The following is an 18,531-nucleotide window of genomic DNA, read 5'->3' on the forward strand; positions in this document are numbered from 1 at the left end:
ATGCTGTCAATAATCCTGTATGGTTGGTTTACATGTTCTGTAAGAACAGAAATCTTCTTTCGAATTTCTTCTGTAACTGCATGAAGGTTTCTTCTGGTTCTATTAAACCTAGAGCTACTGCAAAGCCTTGGAAACAAGTCTCTCATATTCTTATTGTAGAAACCAAACCAGGCATTTTCTGAATCAATGGTTAGTAATTCAGCAACAATACTTAAGGTAATTATTTCACTATCACTCATCTTAGAAATATTGATATTACAACGATTTTTAATATGTGTTGGAGTTACTTCATGGTAACTGTCGCCAATTATGACATAGGCGACAGTTACAAAGTTTTTTAAATCTCCAATTTCTTTGATACAATAATTTTTATCAGACTCCAGCATATATGGTGACCCCTATTATTTTTGTAGCTATTAATAATAGGTTACATAATATGTTGGAGCTTTTCATTCGTAGATTTTTGGTAATTCAAAACTAGCACAACGAGTTAATTAAATAATCATTATTGCTTAGTATTACCAAAAATTTTCTTTTATAATTTCTATTTTTTATTTATGTTTCGATGGGTATAGTTATGTTTTCTAGGAAGAGAATGAATTTTTATGTATTTAGAAGCTATATGTGGGATATGAACACTTAACTTATAAAAACCTTAAAAAGGAGGAGTTTATGTATGAATAATGTTTTAATTTGTTTGATTGGCTCCAATCCTTTGCCGATTTTTTTAGTATGTCAATATTTGAATTCTGATAAAAGGGAAGAAGAAGAAAAAAAGATTCTGCCAAAACCTGATAAATATATATTCTTATGTTCTGAAGAAACAATGATATTTGCGGAAAAGCTGCAAGAAAAATGTAAGTTATTTGGTAAATTGGATATAGTTAAAGTAGATAAAGAAAGAGATCCAAGGGATATAAAGAGTAAGCTATATGGTAAATTAGATGAGATTAATAAACCTGTGGATAGTATTCATCTTAATTATACAGGTGGTACTAAGCCAATGGCAGTTCATAGTTATCAATGTGTCAAGGAGTTTTGTAGAACTCATAATATTAAGACGTTTATAGCAAGTGATGTTTCCGACGAAAAATCAAAGATTATAATAGAAAATGATGAAACTGATGAAATTTATTATCCTCAAGATTCAATAGATTCAAAGAAAAATTTATATAATTTTGTAGAAATAGATTGTAAAACATTGTTTGAACTACATGATATGGAATTAGACACAAAAAGAATGGGAAAGACTTCTCCTAAAATGCCCGATGTCAACCATGATAAAATTTTTGAAGCTCTCACCAAAGAAAAAGAAGGGGAAGAAATAAAAAATAAAATAAATGAAATTAAAGAAGGGTTTAAGAATAAAAGCCCTGAGGAAAAAAATCAGGATTTTGAAATAGTGAAAAAATACAATATAGACTATGGATTTGGATTAAATATTGATAAAAGTGCTACTTTTGAAAGTTATGGTAAGAATAAATTTTCAGCTATTATAGATTATTTACATGGTAAATGGTTAGAGGATTATTTATTTAAAGCTATAGATAAGATAAAAGATAAATCAGATTCATTCGATTTACGACTTTCTGTAAAACCGAAATATAGGGGAAGAGAATGTGATATAGATGTTATAGCAATAAAAGGCTACAAGCTTTATTTATTTAGTTGTACTACATCAAATGAAATAAAGATATGCAAAGCTAAGGCATTTGAAGCGATATACAGAGCCGATCAATTGGGAGGACGGCATGCAAAAGCTATATGTGTAAATCTTATGCCTGAAAAGCCAAATGGTTCAGATAGTAATAATGAAGAATTGCTTAAAGATATGTCTTCTTTTGGAGCTAAGATGAACTTTGATTATATAGGTTTAGAAACATTGTCAGACGAAAAGAAACTTGAAAAAAAATTAAAGGATATTTTCACTGATTAGGAGGTAACTATGGGTTATTTAGGCATTTATGATATCATAGGCATTCAGAGTTATATATTCAACACAAGCAAATTGAAAGAGATAATCGGTGCTTCTGTGTTAGTAGAAAATGCTTTAAAAGAATTGTTGATTGCTTCAATAAAAGAAGTAATAAAGGAAGAAGAATGCAGGGTAACAGACTGGAGTTATAGAGAAGACTTTGTTTTGCCGAAAAATAACAATATATTAGCTGAGGTTATCTACATAGGTGGTGGAAATGCGATAGTAGCTTACAGAAATAAAGATATTATGAAGGAAGTTAATAAGGATTTTTCAAAAAAGCTGTTTGAAAATACTTATTCTTTAAAATTTGCATTTGCTCAAATTGAGACGGATTTTGAAAATTTCTCTAACGATTATAAGAGATTAAATATTGAAAAAGAAAAATTTAAGTATTCTTCAAATAAAACCAGAGCAGGACTTAACTATTCAATAAGTATGCAAGATATCGATACGGGTATGCCAATAATAGGAAGGTATAACAGCGAATATCTTACTATGGAAAAGAAGTTAAAGAGAGATGAAGAATTAAAATCCAGAATCAAAAAGCAGCAAAATATGGATTCAGATTTTATTATTCCGGATGAGTTTGAATATATGATTTCAGAAAAATACCAGAACAGTTATATTGCAATAGTACATATAGACGGTAACAATATGGGCAAAAGAATAGAAGAAATTATAAGCAAGAAAGAAGATTACTCCGAAGCAGTTAAATCTATAAGGATAATTTCATCAAGCATAGAAGAAATATATCAAAAAGCTTTCAATGACATGGTTAAATCTATAGAGGACAAGCTTTCAGATGATGATTTCCTAAAGAAAAATGGTATAAAGCTAACAGAAGTTGATGGTAAAAAATATCATGTAATAAGAAATATAATTCTAAATGGTGATGATGTAACATATGTGATAAATGGTAAGCTGGCTTTAGATAGTGCTGCAATTTTCATTTCTAATATAGAAAACAATTCATTTCCCTTAACGGACAAGCCTATGTCATGTTGTGCTGGAGTTGCGCTGATGCATAGTCACTACACATTCAGCAATGCTTACAAAATAGCTGAACAATGTTGTTCTTTGGCTAAGAGAAAGGCAAAAGTTAAAGGAAAAGGAAATACTAAAAGCTATATTGATTTTCATATCTGCAGCGGGGCAATTGCTTCTCTTGAAAACCATAGAAAAGAAAATTATATATTTCCTGGGGAGAAACCAAAAGAAAGGGATACTGGTTCGTTGAAGTATTATTTATATGATTTTTTAGAGAGACCTTGGTTGGTGACAGGTGAATCTAATGAATTAGATTGGAAATGCTTTAAAAAAATGTATGTGGACTTGCTTTATAAAAATGGTAATAATAAACCATGGCCACGTAACAGGTTAAAAGAACTTCAATCAAAATTTCACTTGGGTCTAGAAGAGGTAAAAGAGTATTTATTTGAATGCAAGTCAAGAGGATATATTTTGCCGGGTGTAGATATTGAAGATACTGATTATGATAGAAAACTAGCAGCATATTATGATGTCATAGAATTAATGGATCATTTTGCCTTTATTGAGGAGGTATAGAGATGAGACTTGAAATGGAGCTTTTATCTGATTTATGTAGTGCATCAGGCAAGAATTCTTCCGGGATAGTTGATATTGATATATGTTTTGATGAACTAGGTTTACCGTATATTCCAGCTAAAAGGATTAAAGGTTGTTTAAGAGAAGCCGCATTAGAGCTTTTAGAATGTAAAAATGATGAAAACGGATTTGAATTGATAGATAAGATATTTGGTAAAAGCGGAGACATGGAAGGTGGCGAACTTTATATTGGTAATGGTTATTTAGAAAACTATGATGAGTTAAGAAAAGGTATTATTTCAGCCAAGGAAGATAAGAAATTAGAAAAAATATTTAATCGACAAAGAATACAGGATAATTATACTAGAATAAGAGTTCAAACCAACATAGATGGTAATACTAAAACTGCAAAAGAAAATAGTCTTAGATTTACCAGAGTTATAAATAAAGGGAATAAGTTTTATTTTGATATTAAAATTGATGATAAAGAGGAGCAAGATTTACTGAAAGAAGCATGCAAAGTTCTTAGAAGTATTGGATTAAGAAGAACGAGAGGTTTTGGTGAGGTCAGCTTAAGTTTAATAGATAGTGAAAATGCTAGTAATTTTAAAATTAGTAATAAAGCTGCAAGTACATATAGCACCGTAAAATTAAAACTCAGGCTAGAATCTCCTCTTTTGATTTCAGGTGGTTCTAACAGTATAAACATAACTGAAAGTTATATACCAGGTAGCGCTTTTCTTGGTTATTTTGCAAACAGATTTATAAAAAAATATAATCTTGGAGCAAATGCGCATGAAGATAAAGACTTTAGAAGAATATTTTTAGAGGGAAGCGTAGTTTTTGATAATGCATATATTTCAGATTCGGATTATAATGACTTTATTCCATGTCCATTATCTATATTTAAAGTAAAAAATAGTAATGATTATATCAATTTAGCTTTTATTGATCATAATGAAAGCATTCCTGAGAAAAAAAGTGTGAGAGATACTTATGTTTGTCCAATATATGATGATGAATATTATTTTATATCGCCTAAAAGAGATATAGAATATCATCATAAAAGACCTAAAGATAGAACTTTAGGACATCCTGTTGAAAATAATGGGCAATTCTATGAATATGAAGTTCTTTCACCTAATCAAAATTTTTTAACCAAAATTTCAGGGAATAGAAATGATATAGATTTGATAATATCTTTAATACCTGATGATAATATCATTTATTTAGGAAAATCTAAAAATGCACAATATGCTCAGGTAAGGATAATAGATATTGAAGAAGATGATGAAAGAAATGATGATATCATTATGAAAGGTGATAGATTTAGTATCGTGCTGCTTTCTCCGATGATTTTACTGAATAAGCATGGCTTTTCTGAAGTGACACCTCAATTATTTCATAATAAACTAAGGGAACATATCAATGGCTGTAAATTAATATCAAGTTTTATAGAAAGCAAAATTACATCTGGATTTAATACAAAGTGGATGATGTATAGGCAGCAATATAATGCTTTTAATCCAGGTTCTATTTTCAATTTTATATATGAAGGTGAAGGAAATCTTTATGTTTCTGATATTGAAAACCTTAGGCTTGGGCTTAGAGTTAATGAAGGTTTTGGAAAACTGAAGGTATTTACCTGTTATGATGAAGTTACAGAGATAAAGGAATACAATAGTTGTAATGGAAACGAACGTTTCGATTATGAAGAATATTCTCCTAGCTTTAGAGAATTGTATAAATCTTTGATTGATAAGGAAATAAAAAGAAGGTTGAAGTATAAAGCGATAGAAAAGATTATTAAGTATAAAAAATATGACAAAAACATAAGAGGAGCATTCCTATTTAAAATTACCTCTATTATAAATGAAGCTGAATCTTTTTCTTTGCTGATTGATAATTTATGCAATATATCCATTAAAGAAAAGAAAGAATCAGCTATTAGATTATTTTTGGAAGATAAATTCCATGCTGATTTAGATATAAAGGATTTAGAAAGTAGCATTAAACAGAAATTTATAAACATGTTTGATAATATGGATCTTCCTAAGGAATATGGGATAGATGAGCATTTCATAAATAATTTGTTCAACTATTTCAAGTATTATTATTTGACATTGTTGAACTATATCAAACTTGAAGAGAGAAAGAGAGGGGATTAATTTATGGAAGATAAGATTGGAAAAGTAATAAAGAGAATATATGTAAAAGTCCCCATTAAGCTAGAGACTCCTCTAATAATAGGCTCAAAAGATTCATACAATGCAGATATAGAAGTATTAAAAGATAGCAAAGGTATTCCTTTTGTACCTGCATCTTCTTTGGCAGGAGTTTTTAGAGATTATTTAAAGCAACTGTCAAATTACGATAAAGATGTTATTGGGTTAATGTTTGGAAAAGATTATGGTGATTATACTATGAGTTGTATTAATATTTATGATGGATTTTTCGTGGGTGATTACAAATTAAGAATTAGAGATGGAGTAAAATTAAATGAGAGAAAAGCATCGGTTAAGGGTTCAAAATATGACTATGAGATAGTAGAAACAGGTGCAAGTTTTATACTAAGAATGGAATTGGTAATAAGAGATAGTTATTCTATGTATGAAAATGATTTTAAGCGAATGTTGGCACAAATTCTTTATGGATTAGAAAAAGGGCAAATCTTTTTAGGAGCAAAAGCTAATAGAGGGTTTGGCTATATATCTATTGATAAAAATGATTTATCTATTTTGGAGTTAGATTTTAAAAAAGATAATAATGCTTGGGACAAATGGATAAATTTTGATTGGGAAAAATTTTTACCAAATATTAAGAGTTATATGGAATTGTGTGATAATGATACGCTTCTTAATAAAACATTATACAACAGACTGGTTGCAGAGATTAATATTTGCAGCAGTATAATGATAAGACAGTATTCTAAGTTTTCAGAAGGTTATCCTGAAGTTGATTATGAGCATATAAAATGTAACGGAAAACCGGTAATACCTGGGACAAGCTGGGCCGGTACTATTAGACAAAGCAGTATAATGATTCTTGAAGAATTGCGCAGAGAAAGCTTAAATGTGAATGTAGATAAAATTATTAAGGATATTTTTGGATATGTTGAAGATGAAGAAGATGAAAAGGCTTCAAAGGCATCTCTTGTAAAAATTAAGGAATCAATCATAGTCGATGGAGATGAAAAAACCAGAGAGTTGCTGATACAAAGGGTAAGGATTGATAGATTTACTGGAGGTGCTATGGATACAGGTTTATATAATGAGAAGACTCAGCATTTTGGGAAAACAAAACTAGAAATACTAATAAGGAAAAATAACGATTATGTAATAGGCTTGCTTTTGCTGGTTTTAAAAGAGTTAAATACTGGTATTGCAGCAATTGGCGGTGAAACTTCAATTGGGAGAGGTTTGGTTAAAGTAAATTCAATTTCTTTGGATGGTGAAGAAGTAAATGATGAGAGGGAAGAAAGATATTTAAGAGATTTATTGAAGTATTTGAGAGGAGGAAATTAATGAGCTGGGCTTTTGTAGATGGGTATAAAAGATTGGTTAAAGAAATCACAGCAAGTGAGATAGAAAAAGAAATAATGGCAAACCTTAAAGAAAACAAGGACTATTTAATATTAGAACATAAATATCAAGGAGTTTACATTGGCAAATATAATAACGGTTCTTTTTATTTTTATGATGGTTCAGGAATAGAACTTGAGAATATGCTTGAAATAAGAATTTTCGATTTAAATTCAGAATTGCGCATTATTAAAAGCGGTAAGGATAAATACAATATGAGATATATTAATGAGAATGAGAAAGAAGAAGAGAGTAAAATTGATTATTATGATGAGCAGCTGTTATTATATGGGACAAGTGCAAAGATTGAAGGCTCATGGATAAGATTATATGAGAATGATCGAGGAATTAGGATTTATCTTCCTGCAAGTAAAACCTTAGAAAACATTAATAAATCTGATCCAAATGTATTTTTGAAAGTCAGATATTATATGGATTTTAACGAGGATGGTTTAATGGAGATTGTAGATAATCGTTTGGTAGAGTTTACATTGGGGGAAAAGGAGATGTAATACATGGCCAAAGAGAAAAAGGAAAGACCTGTTGAAAGCGGAAATTATTTCGTAAATCCTTATGCTTTTATAAATATTGATGAAGAATGTGTTAGAAAGCCATACGAGTTATATGAAAATGATGGCAAAGATGAGTTATTGACAGGATATATGGTATGCAAAATAACTACCAAAACCCCAATATTTATTCCAAATATTACTGAAGAGTATGCATTTAAGGAGAGAGTGGGAGCCGACAAAAAGAGTTATGATTTTTTTTCGTATGATGATATATCAGAAGAAGATAGGACAGATAAATATTCTAAAGCGATAATTCCCGGAAGTGAAATAAGAGGGGTTATTCGTTCTGCTTATGAAGCTGCTTTTAATGGTTGCATGTCTTCTGTAGATTTGGAAAGGGATTTATATAAAAGGACTAATGAGCCCAAAAACCCTGGTTTTCTAATAAGAAGAAATGGGAAATGGGTAATAAAACCAGCAGATAGTAAAGCTATTAAGAATGTTAATGAGGAAAAAATGAAAACTGTAAAAGAAGGACAAGGTGTCTTTGTAAAAAATATAAATAGTAAAAAACCATATGTAGATTGTAATGATATCATATTTGATAATCCTGAAATTATTAATGGATATATACATAAAGGAGAAGAGTTCGGTAATAGAAAGTGCTATTCGGTATTTATATATAAAAATGATGAAAAAGAGTTCGAAGTAGATGGTGAATGTGTTGATAGACTGAGAAAGGTCTTAAAATTATATCGGGATGAAAGGATTAACATTAAACTCAGAGAGAGAAAAGAGGCAGGAAATGATAAAGCAACATGGTTTGATGAATATGAAATAAAAAGTGATGATGAATATAAAGATGGAGAACAAATATTGATATATTATAGTAGCGATAAAAAATATTTGTCTCCTTCGTGTATTACAAAAGAAGTATTTATGAATAAAACTAAAGATATTTTAATTAATCAAGGAAATCATGTACCATGTAATAAAATTAATAACATTTGTGAAGCTTGTTATTTGTTTGGAATGATTGGAGAAGACAACGATAATTCTTTGAATGGCAAAATACGCTTTACTGATGCTGAAGCAATTGGTGAAAAGGATTATAAGAACTATTTTGGACCGATAATTGGATTGAAAGAGTTGGCAAGCCCTAAAATTTCAGCTACCGAATTTTATATGAAAAGGCCTGAAGAAGCCAATAAATCAGGTGTACTTTGGAATTATGATTATTATATAGACAGACATAAAAACAAAAAAGAAGATCCAAAGAATGAAAGAATATTTATAAACAATCCCAAAATAAGAGGGAGAAAGTTTTATTGGCATTCTGACCAAACAAAAGATGTAAAACTATCTGAAACAAGTATAAGAAGTTGTGTTATTAGGCCAGTAGGGAAAGAAAAAGAATTTACTTTTTCGGTATACTTTAATGATTTACCTAAAGATTTATTAACGAAACTCATATGGGTAATAAGTATTGAGAATGATAAAGCTCACTGTCATAAAATAGGAAGAGGTAAGCCTATAGGTTTTGGCAGCATAAAAATTAAGGTGCAAAAAATAATGACCAGAAAAATTGAAATTGAAGGAGATACAATAAAATATAGTGTGACTCCATTACCTTATGAGAGTTTAGATTTTTCAATTATTGATAAAGAGTCAAAAAGCATAAAGGAGTTTTTAAAGATCACTGATTTTGAGAATAAGCCATCATGTGTAGACTATCCTAAAGTGGAAAATGTAGAAGAAAAGGATAAAGAAAAACAAAGTAATGAAGAATCATATAGATGGTTCATGGCTAATAGAGAATTTCCTGTAGATAATTGTGAAATTAGTCCTATTAAGCAAGCTATTTATAAAGAACTGCCAGAAATATTGGATGAAAATATAACTTTGCCGATATACAGATATGAAAGTATCAATAATAGCAATAAAAAGAATAAAGTAAATAATAATTATCAAAATAGAAAAAAACATAGTGTAGGCAAACAAAAGAACAGTAATAATAAAAGGTTAACGTATAAACCTTTTGTAGAAAAATTCAAAGATTTAAATCTAGATGAAGAATAATTTATTAACTTTATATGTTATTAAAAATTTGAGGAGAAATATTATGAGCAACATAATGACCCAAATACAAGAAAAAGCTCAATATTGGAAGTCCATGGATAGAAGTGACGAAGAAAAGAGAATGGAAGCGGAAAAATACTATAAAGAAAACATTATGCCCTTATTAGTAACTATGTTTAAGGAATCAGATGCTCAGGATTGTGAGCATCTGATTTTGACTCTTGGGACTTCTTACGAACCTGTCGTGTTTTCTATATTAGGTCTTAAGCCCAAGAATGTACTTATTTTGTATACTCCGGAGTCAAAGGACAAGCTGGATGATGTTATTTACTTTACAAATCTAAAACCCAGTCAATATGAAGCAGAGGAAGTAGATTCAACAAACATATTGATTTTATATGAAAAAATAAAAAATTACTATGAAAAACATAAAAAACCACAGAATATATATGTTGATTTTACAGGTGGAACAAAAGCCATGTCTGTTGGCTGCGGAATGGCTGCTGCACTGATTGGCGCAAAAGTAGTTTATATAGCCAGCAATTATTTAAACCAATTTAGAAAACCAGAACCTGGTACGGAAAGGATATGCTTTATTGATAATCCTTATGAGGTATTCGGGGATTTAAAGAGAAAAGAATCGATAGACTTATTTAACAAAATGGATTATAAAACTGCATATGATTTGTTTTCTGAGCTATATGATACAGTACCAGGAACAAAAGAATACGAAGCTTTAAAATATTTATCCTTAGCCTATGATCAATGGGATAGTTTGAATATTTCACAGGCATTAGAAAGTTTAATAAAATGTAAAAGTTCAGCAGAAAAAGAGTGTATTATTAATAATAATCATTCATTAGCAAAACATTTGAAGATCTTGGAAAAACAAGTAGAATGTTTGAAAGTACTTAATGACGTTGATTTAAAAAATACAAATGAGAATAAGGGTTTGCTGTTTGATAATATTGAGTATATCATATTTATGCTATACCAAAATGCATTAAGAAGGGAACAACAGGGAAAATATGAGATGGCTTCATTGTTATTATATAGAATACTTGAGATGATGTCTCAGAGTAGATTATGGGAGAGAGGAATAGATACTGAGAAAATAACAGAGGAGCAGTATAGTGCTTTAGGTATGAATCCGGAGGATTTACTTCAAAAGGTAAATTATATAAAGAGAAAAATCGGTGAAAAGCAATTGGAAGCTCTGCCATCAGAAATAAGTCTCTTAATGGGATATATAATACTGGGTATAATAAGAGACAGCTTGATTGAGACAGAGAATGAAAATAAATTGATAGGCAAAATAAAAGAGATTAAAGGAAAAGTAATTAGCAGAAATAATGGTATCTTTGCACATGGATTTCAGTTCCAAGAAAAAGAAGGTTATGAGAAGTTTAAGGAAACTGTGGTAGAATATATGAAGAAATATTGCGAAACAAAGTCCATTAGTTTTGATGAAATTTCAAAGGAATTAGAATTTATAAGACTATAGGCAAAAATGGATGTTTAAATGGAGGCAAGCACCTCCGTTTTTTATTGTTATTATTCCTCATAGGTAGTCTATAAACCTTTCTGTCCTCCAAAGACCTCGGAGGCCCTATGTAAAGTTTCAATTCCTTATAGGTAGTCTATAAACTTAACTTATGAAGGATTAGACCAGAACTACAACTGGAGTTTCAATTCCTTATAGGTAGTCTATAAACTCAGTAAGTCCTACTTGCTTTCCTGCGCCGGCAAGTCTGTTTCAATTCCTTATAGGTAGTCTATAAACGAGTTATTTTATTAATAAATTAATAATAAATAATATGTTTCAATTCCTTATAGGTAGTCTATAAACGAAGCGCCTGTACAGTATGTTCTTTTCTGCTCTAGCAGTTTCAATTCCTTATAGGTAGTCTATAAACCCTACTTTTACAACGTGCATTCTTACACCTCCACTATGTTTCAATTCCTTATAGGTAGTCTATAAACAAGCGGCAGCGGTATTTGACAAAATAATGAACGTCGTGTTTCAATTCCTTATAGGTAGTCTATAAACCCTCCCACTCAGGAGGCGTCGATGATGCTGAATTCAGTTTCAATTCCTTATAGGTAGTCTATAAACCCAATGATGAATTTGAGAAAGCAGCGAGATTTCGGGGTTTCAATTCCTTATAGGTAGTCTATAAACAAGGAACGCATTCCAATCAATCTTAGTCACATCACCGTTTCAATTCCTTATAGGTAGTCTATAAACTCATATTGTGCAAGATTTCCTCCAAATGGTTTATCCTTGTTTCAATTCCTTATAGGTAGTCTATAAACCCGTGCACATGGCAGTTTTACTGCATTTTTAATTTTATCATGCCAATACAGTTTTAATAGTAAAATCCATCAGTCCTTGATTTCAGCCATTTGTTATATCTATCGATGTACCGCATTTTTTGCACGATTATAGGTCGACAGAAAAATAATGAATTTAATATTGCTTAATTTTAAATACATGATAAAAGTACTAACAGAAATTATCAGAAGCATTAATAGAAAAATAGTATCAATACCTATAGGTAGTCTATACACCAGCACAAATGCACTTTACTATATTCATATTTTACCATAATTTATATAATTTTTGTATTGATAGCAAAATCTTTAATTTAAGCGGTATAACAATTCTATTGATATCCGTATTTATTGTATTTTGAATACTCATAGGTTATGCTTATCTGATAATTGCCATAAATATTTTCAATAAATATTTTTACTTTTTACAAAGTTAAGGCATAACTATCAAAGATATTCCACTTTTAAACCTACCATATTTATAATCCTTGACAAGCATTGCCTATAACTGTAATCTAGGTGTAATAGAGCAATTAGCTAATTTCTAAACAAAGAGAGGTCTTTTCATTATGCATAAACTCAAATCAATAATTAGCATTACTATAATTCTATCCATGCTATTAACCACCTTTACCTATGCCAATGAGGATACAACTTTAACTTTTGTAGATGTGCCAGAGGATCATTGGGCATATAATGAAATACATAAATTACGGGATTTGAAGATTACCGACGGCATAGGAAATAATATGTTTGGTTTAGGAATGGTTATCACCAGAGGTGAGTTAGCAGCCTTTCTGGTCAAGTTGATGAAATGGGAGCCGATTTCACCGGGGCAAGGCAGTTTTCTTGACAACATGGACCCCAACAAATGGTATTATCAACCTATAGAGACAGCATTGCAGCATGATGTAGTATCAAAGGAAGAAAAGTTCAGACCCACTGATCCCATAACCCGTGAAGAAATGGCAGTGATGTTAGTAAGAACTTTGGGATATAAGACATTGGCAGAGCAGTTAAATAGCTTAGAGAGTCCTTTTGAAGATGTTTCAAGCAACATAGGCTATATAACCGTTGCAAAGGATTTCGGAATCATCAATGGCATAGGAAATGGCTTATTTAAGCCCAATGATACTGCCAAAAGAGAAGAAGCGGCAGCCATGATGATGCGCATGTACAAAAAACTTATCCAACCTATAAGCGAGCTCCATGGGTTTTATGCCATAAAATCCGCTGGGCAAGCCCATATGATTAAGGATTTCGATTCAGTAGGATTTGGCTGGAGCCGTTTGGAATACGATGGAGGGAAGGATGAAGTAATACTAAACACATCAAAGGCTAATAACAATGATTATGCCATACCTCAAGGATATGAAGGGCCTTTATCTATGGCAAAGGATAATGGTGTTCGCAAAAGCCTTATGGTTTTGGCCAGCAACAACACAATAATAACCACAAAAGATGGTTCAAACATTCCTTTGATTCAATATGTTTTGAATGATGCAGAGAAACGATCACAGGCGATAGATGTCATTCTCTCTCAGGTAATCAATCCTATGGACGCAGATGGAACCCTTACTATGGACGGTGTTGTGATAGATTTTGAAGATATGCGAGGAGAAGCGTTGAGAGAGGCTTTTAATGTTTTTTTGAAAGAGCTCAAAGCAGAGTTAGATAATGGCGGAAAGTATTTATATGTAGCTGTACATCCGGCAAGAAAGCACGGACAAGCATACTATGACGGATATGACTACAAGGCTATAGGAGATATGGCAGACAAAGTAATACTGATGGCTCATGATTATTATGCCAAGCAGTTGACTGAAGCGGAGATGGATATGGGATACACCATAACTCCCGTATCACCTATTGATGAAGTATATTATGCGTTAAAGGCCATTACTGATGAAGAAAAAGGTGTTAAGGACAGAAGCAAGATATGGATACAGCTTTCCTTTGATGCGGTACAATGGAAGTTGAAAGAAGGAAAGGTCATCAATAAATATCCCTATAACCCAAGTTACGAAGCAATACAGAAAAGGCTTGTGATGGAAGGTGTAACCATAAACTATTCAGAACGTTATCAGAATCCATATGCAACTTTCTTTGACGCCAATGATGGTACCGATAACATCATATGGTATGAGGATTCACGAAGCATACAATCCAAGATAGATCTGGCAAAGATGTTCGGCATAGAAGGTGTTTCTCTTTGGAGGTTGGGAAATATTCCTGATTATCAAGAAGATGGCAATAAAAAGATATATATGGATGTTTGGAAACGTATATTAGAAAATAAGAGATAAATAAAATATTAAGAATCGGAACAAATGGAGGCTCTCATATGGAAAAAGCAATTACAAGAGATAAGCTTATTTATGCCATGAGCGGTGAAAACAAGCCGGTGCTGGAGGTTGAGTCAGGCGCTATAGTAATATTTGAAACCTGCGATTGTTTTGAAAACCAGATAAGCAGCTGTGACCAGTCTATAGAAAAGCTGGATTGGAATAGAATCAATCCTGCAACAGGACCCTTGTATGTTAAAGGCGCAGAACCAGGGGATATATTAAAGGTTGCTATTGAAAAAATAGAAATCAATGATTATGGTGTAATGGCTGCCATACCCGGAGCAGGAATTTTTGGAGAAAATGTTGATAGCTCAAGCATAAAGGTAATTCCTATAAAAGATGGTAGAGCAGTATTCAACGATGATATACATATTCCCTGCAAGCCGATGATAGGAGTAATTGGTGTAGCACCGGTAGATGGAGCTATTCCTAATGGAGAGCCGGGAGCCCATGGAGGAAACATGGATAACAATAAAATTGTGGAAGGTTCTGTGTTGTACCTGCCCGTATTTCATCCGGGAGCTTTGCTTTCCATTGGTGACCTTCATGCAGTCATGGGAGATGGCGAAGTAATGGTAACTGGAGTAGAGATTGGTGGCAGAGTAACTGTAAAAGTGGAAGTCATAAAAGGTCATAAAATAAATAATCCTGTGTTGGAATATGAGGATAGAATATATACTATCGCTTCTAAGGAAGATTTGTATCAAGCTGTTAAGACTTCAGCAGAGGATATGCTCCACCTGGTTATGAATAAGCTGGGAATGGGTGTTAATGAAGCAGGAATGCTTCTCAGTGCAGCGGGAAATACAGAAATATGTCAGATTGTAGACCCTAAGATGACAGCTAGATTTTCAATTCCGAAAGACATTATTGGGAAGGATTTTTATAGGCTTCTAAAAAGGTAAAGTGGAACATTGAGGTAGATGAGTGATAAATCCTTTATACAAAAAGAGCCTGGCTTCACAAGAGGGGAAAGACAATCCTACCTTAACATAATTTTCCGTAATGGCTTTTAAGAAAGGCTTCCTTGATTGTCAATATGCTTCCGAAGGAAGCCTTTCCTTTTGAAACTCTAGTTACCTTCTTCTAAAGCTTTAAGCAAATAATTCTTGGCATGCTCAAAATGCCTTGCCATAATTGATGAAGCTTTTTCTACGTCTTTGGACTTTATGGCTTCCAATAATTCCTTGTGCTCAGTCAGCACATTCGTTTCGGCATTAATATAATTCTGGTATTTATTGGTCAATATGGTAAACTGACTCCTTATATTTCTGGCTGCATCGTAGAGCCTTGAGTTATCGGCATATTTGTAAAGTATATCGTGAAAATTATCCGAGTGAAGTTTAAAGCTAGTCATATCGTTGATATTCAAAGATATTTCCTGAGACTTTATACAATTCTCCAGCTCATAGACTAACTCATCAAACTCGCTGCTTCTCATGGCGTATTCCAAAGCAGCAGAGTCCAATACAGAACAAAAGTCGTATATCTCTATTATATCTTTCTCTTTAATATCGATGACTTTTGCTCCTACATTGGTCACATGTTCAACCAAGCCTTCCTGGCTCAACCTTTTGATGGCTTCCCTTATTGGCGTAGAGCTGATGTCGAATCTTTCCTGAAGAGCCTTTAAAGTTAGCTTTTCTCCACATTTTATTCTCTGGCTGATGATATCATCTCTCAATATTGTATAAATCTGGTCTGCCAGCGTAGTTTTTATAACTTCGATCATGGTTCATTCTCCTAACATTCTATTATTTAGCTCTTCCAATCAATTTCATATTCTAGCATAGAAATGGAGCTTAAGCAATACATATTTAACATTTAGCAAAATGTCAAATACATATTGCAATATGTTTGTATGTATGATAGCATGGAAATCAAACAATATGAAATTCAGGAGGGGTATGGATGTATGATTATAAATGGCCTTATCCTCTGGAATATGATAGGGAAGAAATAATAAATGCTGATGTTTTGGTCCTTGGAGGAGGCATAGCAGGATGTATGGCTGCCATCGCTGCCGCAAGGGCAGGGCAAAAGGTTTTATTGGTTGAGAAAGGTGCAACCAAAAGAAGTGGAGCAGGAGGATCAGGCTGTGATCATTGGGAATCTGCAGCGACCAACCCGTGTTCCAAAGTGACTCCGGAAGAATTGACACAGGCCATGCTTCATGATAATGATGGTTTCAATAATGGAATTTCACACTATATAGAATGCAGAGAAGGATATGACAGACTTCTTGATATAGAAAAAATGGGCGGAAAAATAAGGGATACAGAAGATGAGTTTGTGGGAGCTGAGTTTCGCGATGATGGGACTAAGTTCATGTTCGCCTACGATTATGAGAACAGATTTACATTGAGAATATGGGGAACCACATTCAAACCTGCCATGTATAAGGAACTCAAGAGGTTAGGCGTTAATATTGTAGATAGGGTAATGGTAACATCTCTGCTGACGGAAGATGGAATTCAGGGTGCAAGATGCGTGGGTGCCACAGGTATTCATACCAGAACAGGCAAATTCTATATATTCAATGCAAAATCCAGCATCATATGTATGTCAAGACCCGCAAGGATATGGCTTTTTTCTGCGGAATTGCCGGGCCTATGCGAGTTCAGACCGCCTCAATGCATTGGAGATGGACATGCCATGGGATGGAGAGCCGGTGCTGAATTTACCATGATGGAAAAGTCTGTGCGGGCAGAATTTTCTGCCGCCGGCAGGAGTTATCCTCCCTATGGAGCCGGCAACAACCACAACACTTGGTATGCAGCTTCTATCATTGATTCAAGAGGCAAGGAAATTCCTTATGCAGACAGGGATGGGAACATATTGAAGGACGTTAAAGATAGGTTCAGACCTGCCAAAGGACAGAAGTTCTTTATGAAAGGTGGAGGAATTGATTTTCCAAAATACGAAATAGAAGGTCCTGAGACCCTTCCTTTCTCAAAAATGATAGAGGAGGGCTATAAGCTTCCTTTTTATGCAGATTTAACAGACTTGCCTGAAGAAGAGAGAAAGGTAATATGGGGTATGATGGTGGGACAGGAAGGCAAAACTAAGGTGCCTATTTATCAAAACTATACTAGACAAGGTTTTGATCCTAGCAAACATGTATTGCAGTGCTATGGTGCAGGATGGACTTCAGCCAGCTTCTTACCACAGGAGAGGCAGCTGTTCGGTCTGCCGGGAGGATTCTTCAATGACTGGACATTGGGTACAAACATTGATGGCTTATATGTAGCAGGAGATGCCTTATATGCTTCGGATTGCTATGGACATGCTGCTGCTACAGGCTATTATGCTGGAAGACATGCCGCAAAATATGCAAAAGTCAATGAGTTGAAGCATTGGGACAAAAAGCAAGTAGAAGATGAAAAGAGAAGAGTATATGCTCCATTGAAAAATGATTCTGAAAGGGGCATCGGTTGGAAAGAATTAAATATGGCTATAGCAAAGACAATGCAGAATTACTGTGGTGAAATTAAATATGATGATTTGTTGAAAGTAGGATTATCCAGACTTAAGGAGTATGAAGAGAATATAATACCACAGACTTTCGCATACAATCCACATGAGTTGATAAGGCTTTTGGAGGTATTTGACATATTGACGGTATCTAAGATAATAATAGAAGCTTCACTGGCAAGAAAGATAAGCATGAAGTCATTGTGTTTCGTAAGAGGTGACAGCATAGAAGATGATTCTTCAAAGGAAAAACTAATAGTAATAAAACAATACGATGGTAAGGTCGTCACAAGGGAAGTGCCTGTCAACTATTTTGGTGATTTGAAAGAGAATTATGAGAAGCACAATCAAGATTATATATAAGGGGTGATAGGTAATGAGAGAAATGCCTGCAGCAAATCCGATAATTTATGATAGTAGCAAATGCATAGGATGCAATAGATGCATGGAAGTATGCCAGGTGGACATATTCATTCCAAATCCGGAGAAAGGTAAACATCCTATAGTTGCCTATCCAGGCGAATGCTGGTACTGTGGTTGTTGTGTAATGGAATGTCCTGTAGAAGGTGCTATAGAACTTCGTCATCCCCTTATGAATAAAGTACATTGGGTAGAGAAGAGTATTTTGATGAAGAACAATAAAGAATGATTTGAGAGGT

At 33.0% G+C, this 18,531-nt stretch carries 12 protein-coding genes, 1 pseudogene and 1 CRISPR repeat array; of the genes and pseudogenes, 11 read left to right on the forward strand and 2 right to left on the reverse strand.

Going from position 1 to position 18,531, the window contains the following annotated elements:
• Positions 1-386 (reverse strand): annotated as a pseudogene (locus BUB48_RS11235) (IS982 family transposase); the annotation flags it as partial.
• Between the two features lie 290 nt (positions 387-676).
• Between BUB48_RS11235 and BUB48_RS11240 the strand changes: the two are divergent.
• The 9 genes from BUB48_RS11240 to BUB48_RS11280 all read left to right on the forward strand — a co-directional run bounded on the left by BUB48_RS11240 (position 677) and on the right by BUB48_RS11280 (position 15,303).
• Positions 677-1,936 carry a PDDEXK family nuclease gene (locus tag BUB48_RS11240; protein ID WP_073026341.1) on the forward strand — a complete coding sequence of 420 codons (1,260 nt, stop codon included), beginning with the start codon at positions 677-679 and terminating at the stop codon, positions 1,934-1,936.
• 9 nt (positions 1,937-1,945) lie between these two features.
• Positions 1,946-3,544 carry a Cas10/Cmr2 second palm domain-containing protein gene (locus BUB48_RS11245; protein WP_073026342.1) on the forward strand — a complete coding sequence of 533 codons (1,599 nt, stop codon included), beginning with the start codon at positions 1,946-1,948 and terminating at the stop codon, positions 3,542-3,544.
• A 2-nt stretch (positions 3,545-3,546) separates the two neighbouring features.
• On the forward strand, positions 3,547-5,712 hold the full coding sequence (locus tag BUB48_RS11250) for an RAMP superfamily CRISPR-associated protein (protein ID WP_073026343.1): 2,166 nt from the start codon (positions 3,547-3,549) through the stop codon (positions 5,710-5,712).
• Positions 5,713-5,715: 3 nt separating this feature from the next.
• Positions 5,716-7,068 (forward strand): RAMP superfamily CRISPR-associated protein, encoded by a 1,353-nt coding sequence (locus tag BUB48_RS11255; protein WP_073026344.1) that lies wholly within the window; start codon positions 5,716-5,718, stop codon positions 7,066-7,068.
• Entirely contained in the window at positions 7,068-7,637 is a 570-nt protein-coding gene (gene csx19, locus BUB48_RS11260) for a type III-D CRISPR-associated protein Csx19 (protein WP_073026345.1), read from the forward strand. Before BUB48_RS11255 ends, csx19 begins: the two co-directional genes overlap by 1 nt.
• Before the next feature lie 3 nt (positions 7,638-7,640).
• Complete coding sequence (locus tag BUB48_RS11265) at positions 7,641-9,716, forward strand: RAMP superfamily CRISPR-associated protein (protein WP_073026346.1); 2,076 nt, start codon at positions 7,641-7,643, stop codon at positions 9,714-9,716.
• Positions 9,717-9,759: 43 nt separating this feature from the next.
• A complete protein-coding gene (locus tag BUB48_RS11270) occupies positions 9,760-11,220 on the forward strand; it encodes a TIGR02710 family CRISPR-associated CARF protein (RefSeq protein WP_073026347.1) in 1,461 nt (486 codons plus the stop codon).
• A gap of 46 nt (positions 11,221-11,266) precedes the next feature.
• Positions 11,267-12,032: a CRISPR direct-repeat array (repeat unit 30 nt; unit sequence GTTTCAATTCCTTATAGGTAGTCTATAAAC).
• Positions 12,033-12,619: 587 nt separating this feature from the next.
• A complete protein-coding gene (locus BUB48_RS11275) occupies positions 12,620-14,356 on the forward strand; it encodes an S-layer homology domain-containing protein (RefSeq protein ID WP_073026348.1) in 1,737 nt (578 codons plus the stop codon).
• Between the two features lie 38 nt (positions 14,357-14,394).
• Positions 14,395-15,303, forward strand: coding sequence for an acetamidase/formamidase family protein (locus tag BUB48_RS11280; protein WP_073026349.1), 909 nt, complete (start codon positions 14,395-14,397; stop codon positions 15,301-15,303).
• Positions 15,304-15,470: 167 nt separating this feature from the next.
• On the opposite strand, the gene BUB48_RS11285 is transcribed toward BUB48_RS11280, so the two are convergent.
• Positions 15,471-16,130 carry a GntR family transcriptional regulator gene (locus tag BUB48_RS11285; RefSeq protein ID WP_073026350.1) on the reverse strand — a complete coding sequence of 220 codons (660 nt, stop codon included), beginning with the start codon at positions 16,128-16,130 and terminating at the stop codon, positions 15,471-15,473.
• Between the two features lie 179 nt (positions 16,131-16,309).
• On the opposite strand from BUB48_RS11285, the gene BUB48_RS11290 reads away from it, so the two are divergent.
• On the forward strand, positions 16,310-18,235 hold the full coding sequence (locus tag BUB48_RS11290; RefSeq protein ID WP_073026351.1) for an FAD-dependent oxidoreductase: 1,926 nt from the start codon (positions 16,310-16,312) through the stop codon (positions 18,233-18,235).
• 13 nt (positions 18,236-18,248) lie between these two features.
• Positions 18,249-18,521 carry a 4Fe-4S dicluster domain-containing protein gene (locus BUB48_RS11295; protein ID WP_073026352.1) on the forward strand — a complete coding sequence of 91 codons (273 nt, stop codon included), beginning with the start codon at positions 18,249-18,251 and terminating at the stop codon, positions 18,519-18,521.
• The last annotated feature ends 10 nt before the right edge of the window (positions 18,522-18,531 follow it).

This window comes from Lutispora thermophila DSM 19022 (assembly GCF_900142105.1).
Lineage (GTDB): Bacteria > Bacillota > Clostridia > Lutisporales > Lutisporaceae > Lutispora > Lutispora thermophila.

What these genes read in the sequence shown, in the direction of transcription:
- BUB48_RS11245 (WP_073026342.1), top strand. Translation starts at nt 1,946, where the DNA reads ATGGGTTATTTAGGCATTTATGATATCATAGGCATTCAGAGTTATATA.
- BUB48_RS11250 (WP_073026343.1), top strand. Translation starts at nt 3,547, where the DNA reads ATGAGACTTGAAATGGAGCTTTTATCTGATTTATGTAGTGCATCAGGC.
- BUB48_RS11275 (WP_073026348.1), top strand. Translation starts at nt 12,620, where the DNA reads ATGCATAAACTCAAATCAATAATTAGCATTACTATAATTCTATCCATG.
- BUB48_RS11240 (WP_073026341.1), top strand. Translation starts at nt 677, where the DNA reads ATGAATAATGTTTTAATTTGTTTGATTGGCTCCAATCCTTTGCCGATT.
- BUB48_RS11270 (WP_073026347.1), top strand. Translation starts at nt 9,760, where the DNA reads ATGAGCAACATAATGACCCAAATACAAGAAAAAGCTCAATATTGGAAG.
- csx19 (WP_073026345.1), top strand. Translation starts at nt 7,068, where the DNA reads ATGAGCTGGGCTTTTGTAGATGGGTATAAAAGATTGGTTAAAGAAATC.
- BUB48_RS11295 (WP_073026352.1), top strand. Translation starts at nt 18,249, where the DNA reads ATGAGAGAAATGCCTGCAGCAAATCCGATAATTTATGATAGTAGCAAA.
- BUB48_RS11280 (WP_073026349.1), top strand. Translation starts at nt 14,395, where the DNA reads ATGGAAAAAGCAATTACAAGAGATAAGCTTATTTATGCCATGAGCGGT.
- BUB48_RS11265 (WP_073026346.1), top strand. Translation starts at nt 7,641, where the DNA reads ATGGCCAAAGAGAAAAAGGAAAGACCTGTTGAAAGCGGAAATTATTTC.
- BUB48_RS11285 (WP_073026350.1), bottom strand. Translation starts at nt 16,130, where the DNA reads ATGATCGAAGTTATAAAAACTACGCTGGCAGACCAGATTTATACAATA.
- BUB48_RS11255 (WP_073026344.1), top strand. Translation starts at nt 5,716, where the DNA reads ATGGAAGATAAGATTGGAAAAGTAATAAAGAGAATATATGTAAAAGTC.
- BUB48_RS11290 (WP_073026351.1), top strand. Translation starts at nt 16,310, where the DNA reads ATGTATGATTATAAATGGCCTTATCCTCTGGAATATGATAGGGAAGAA.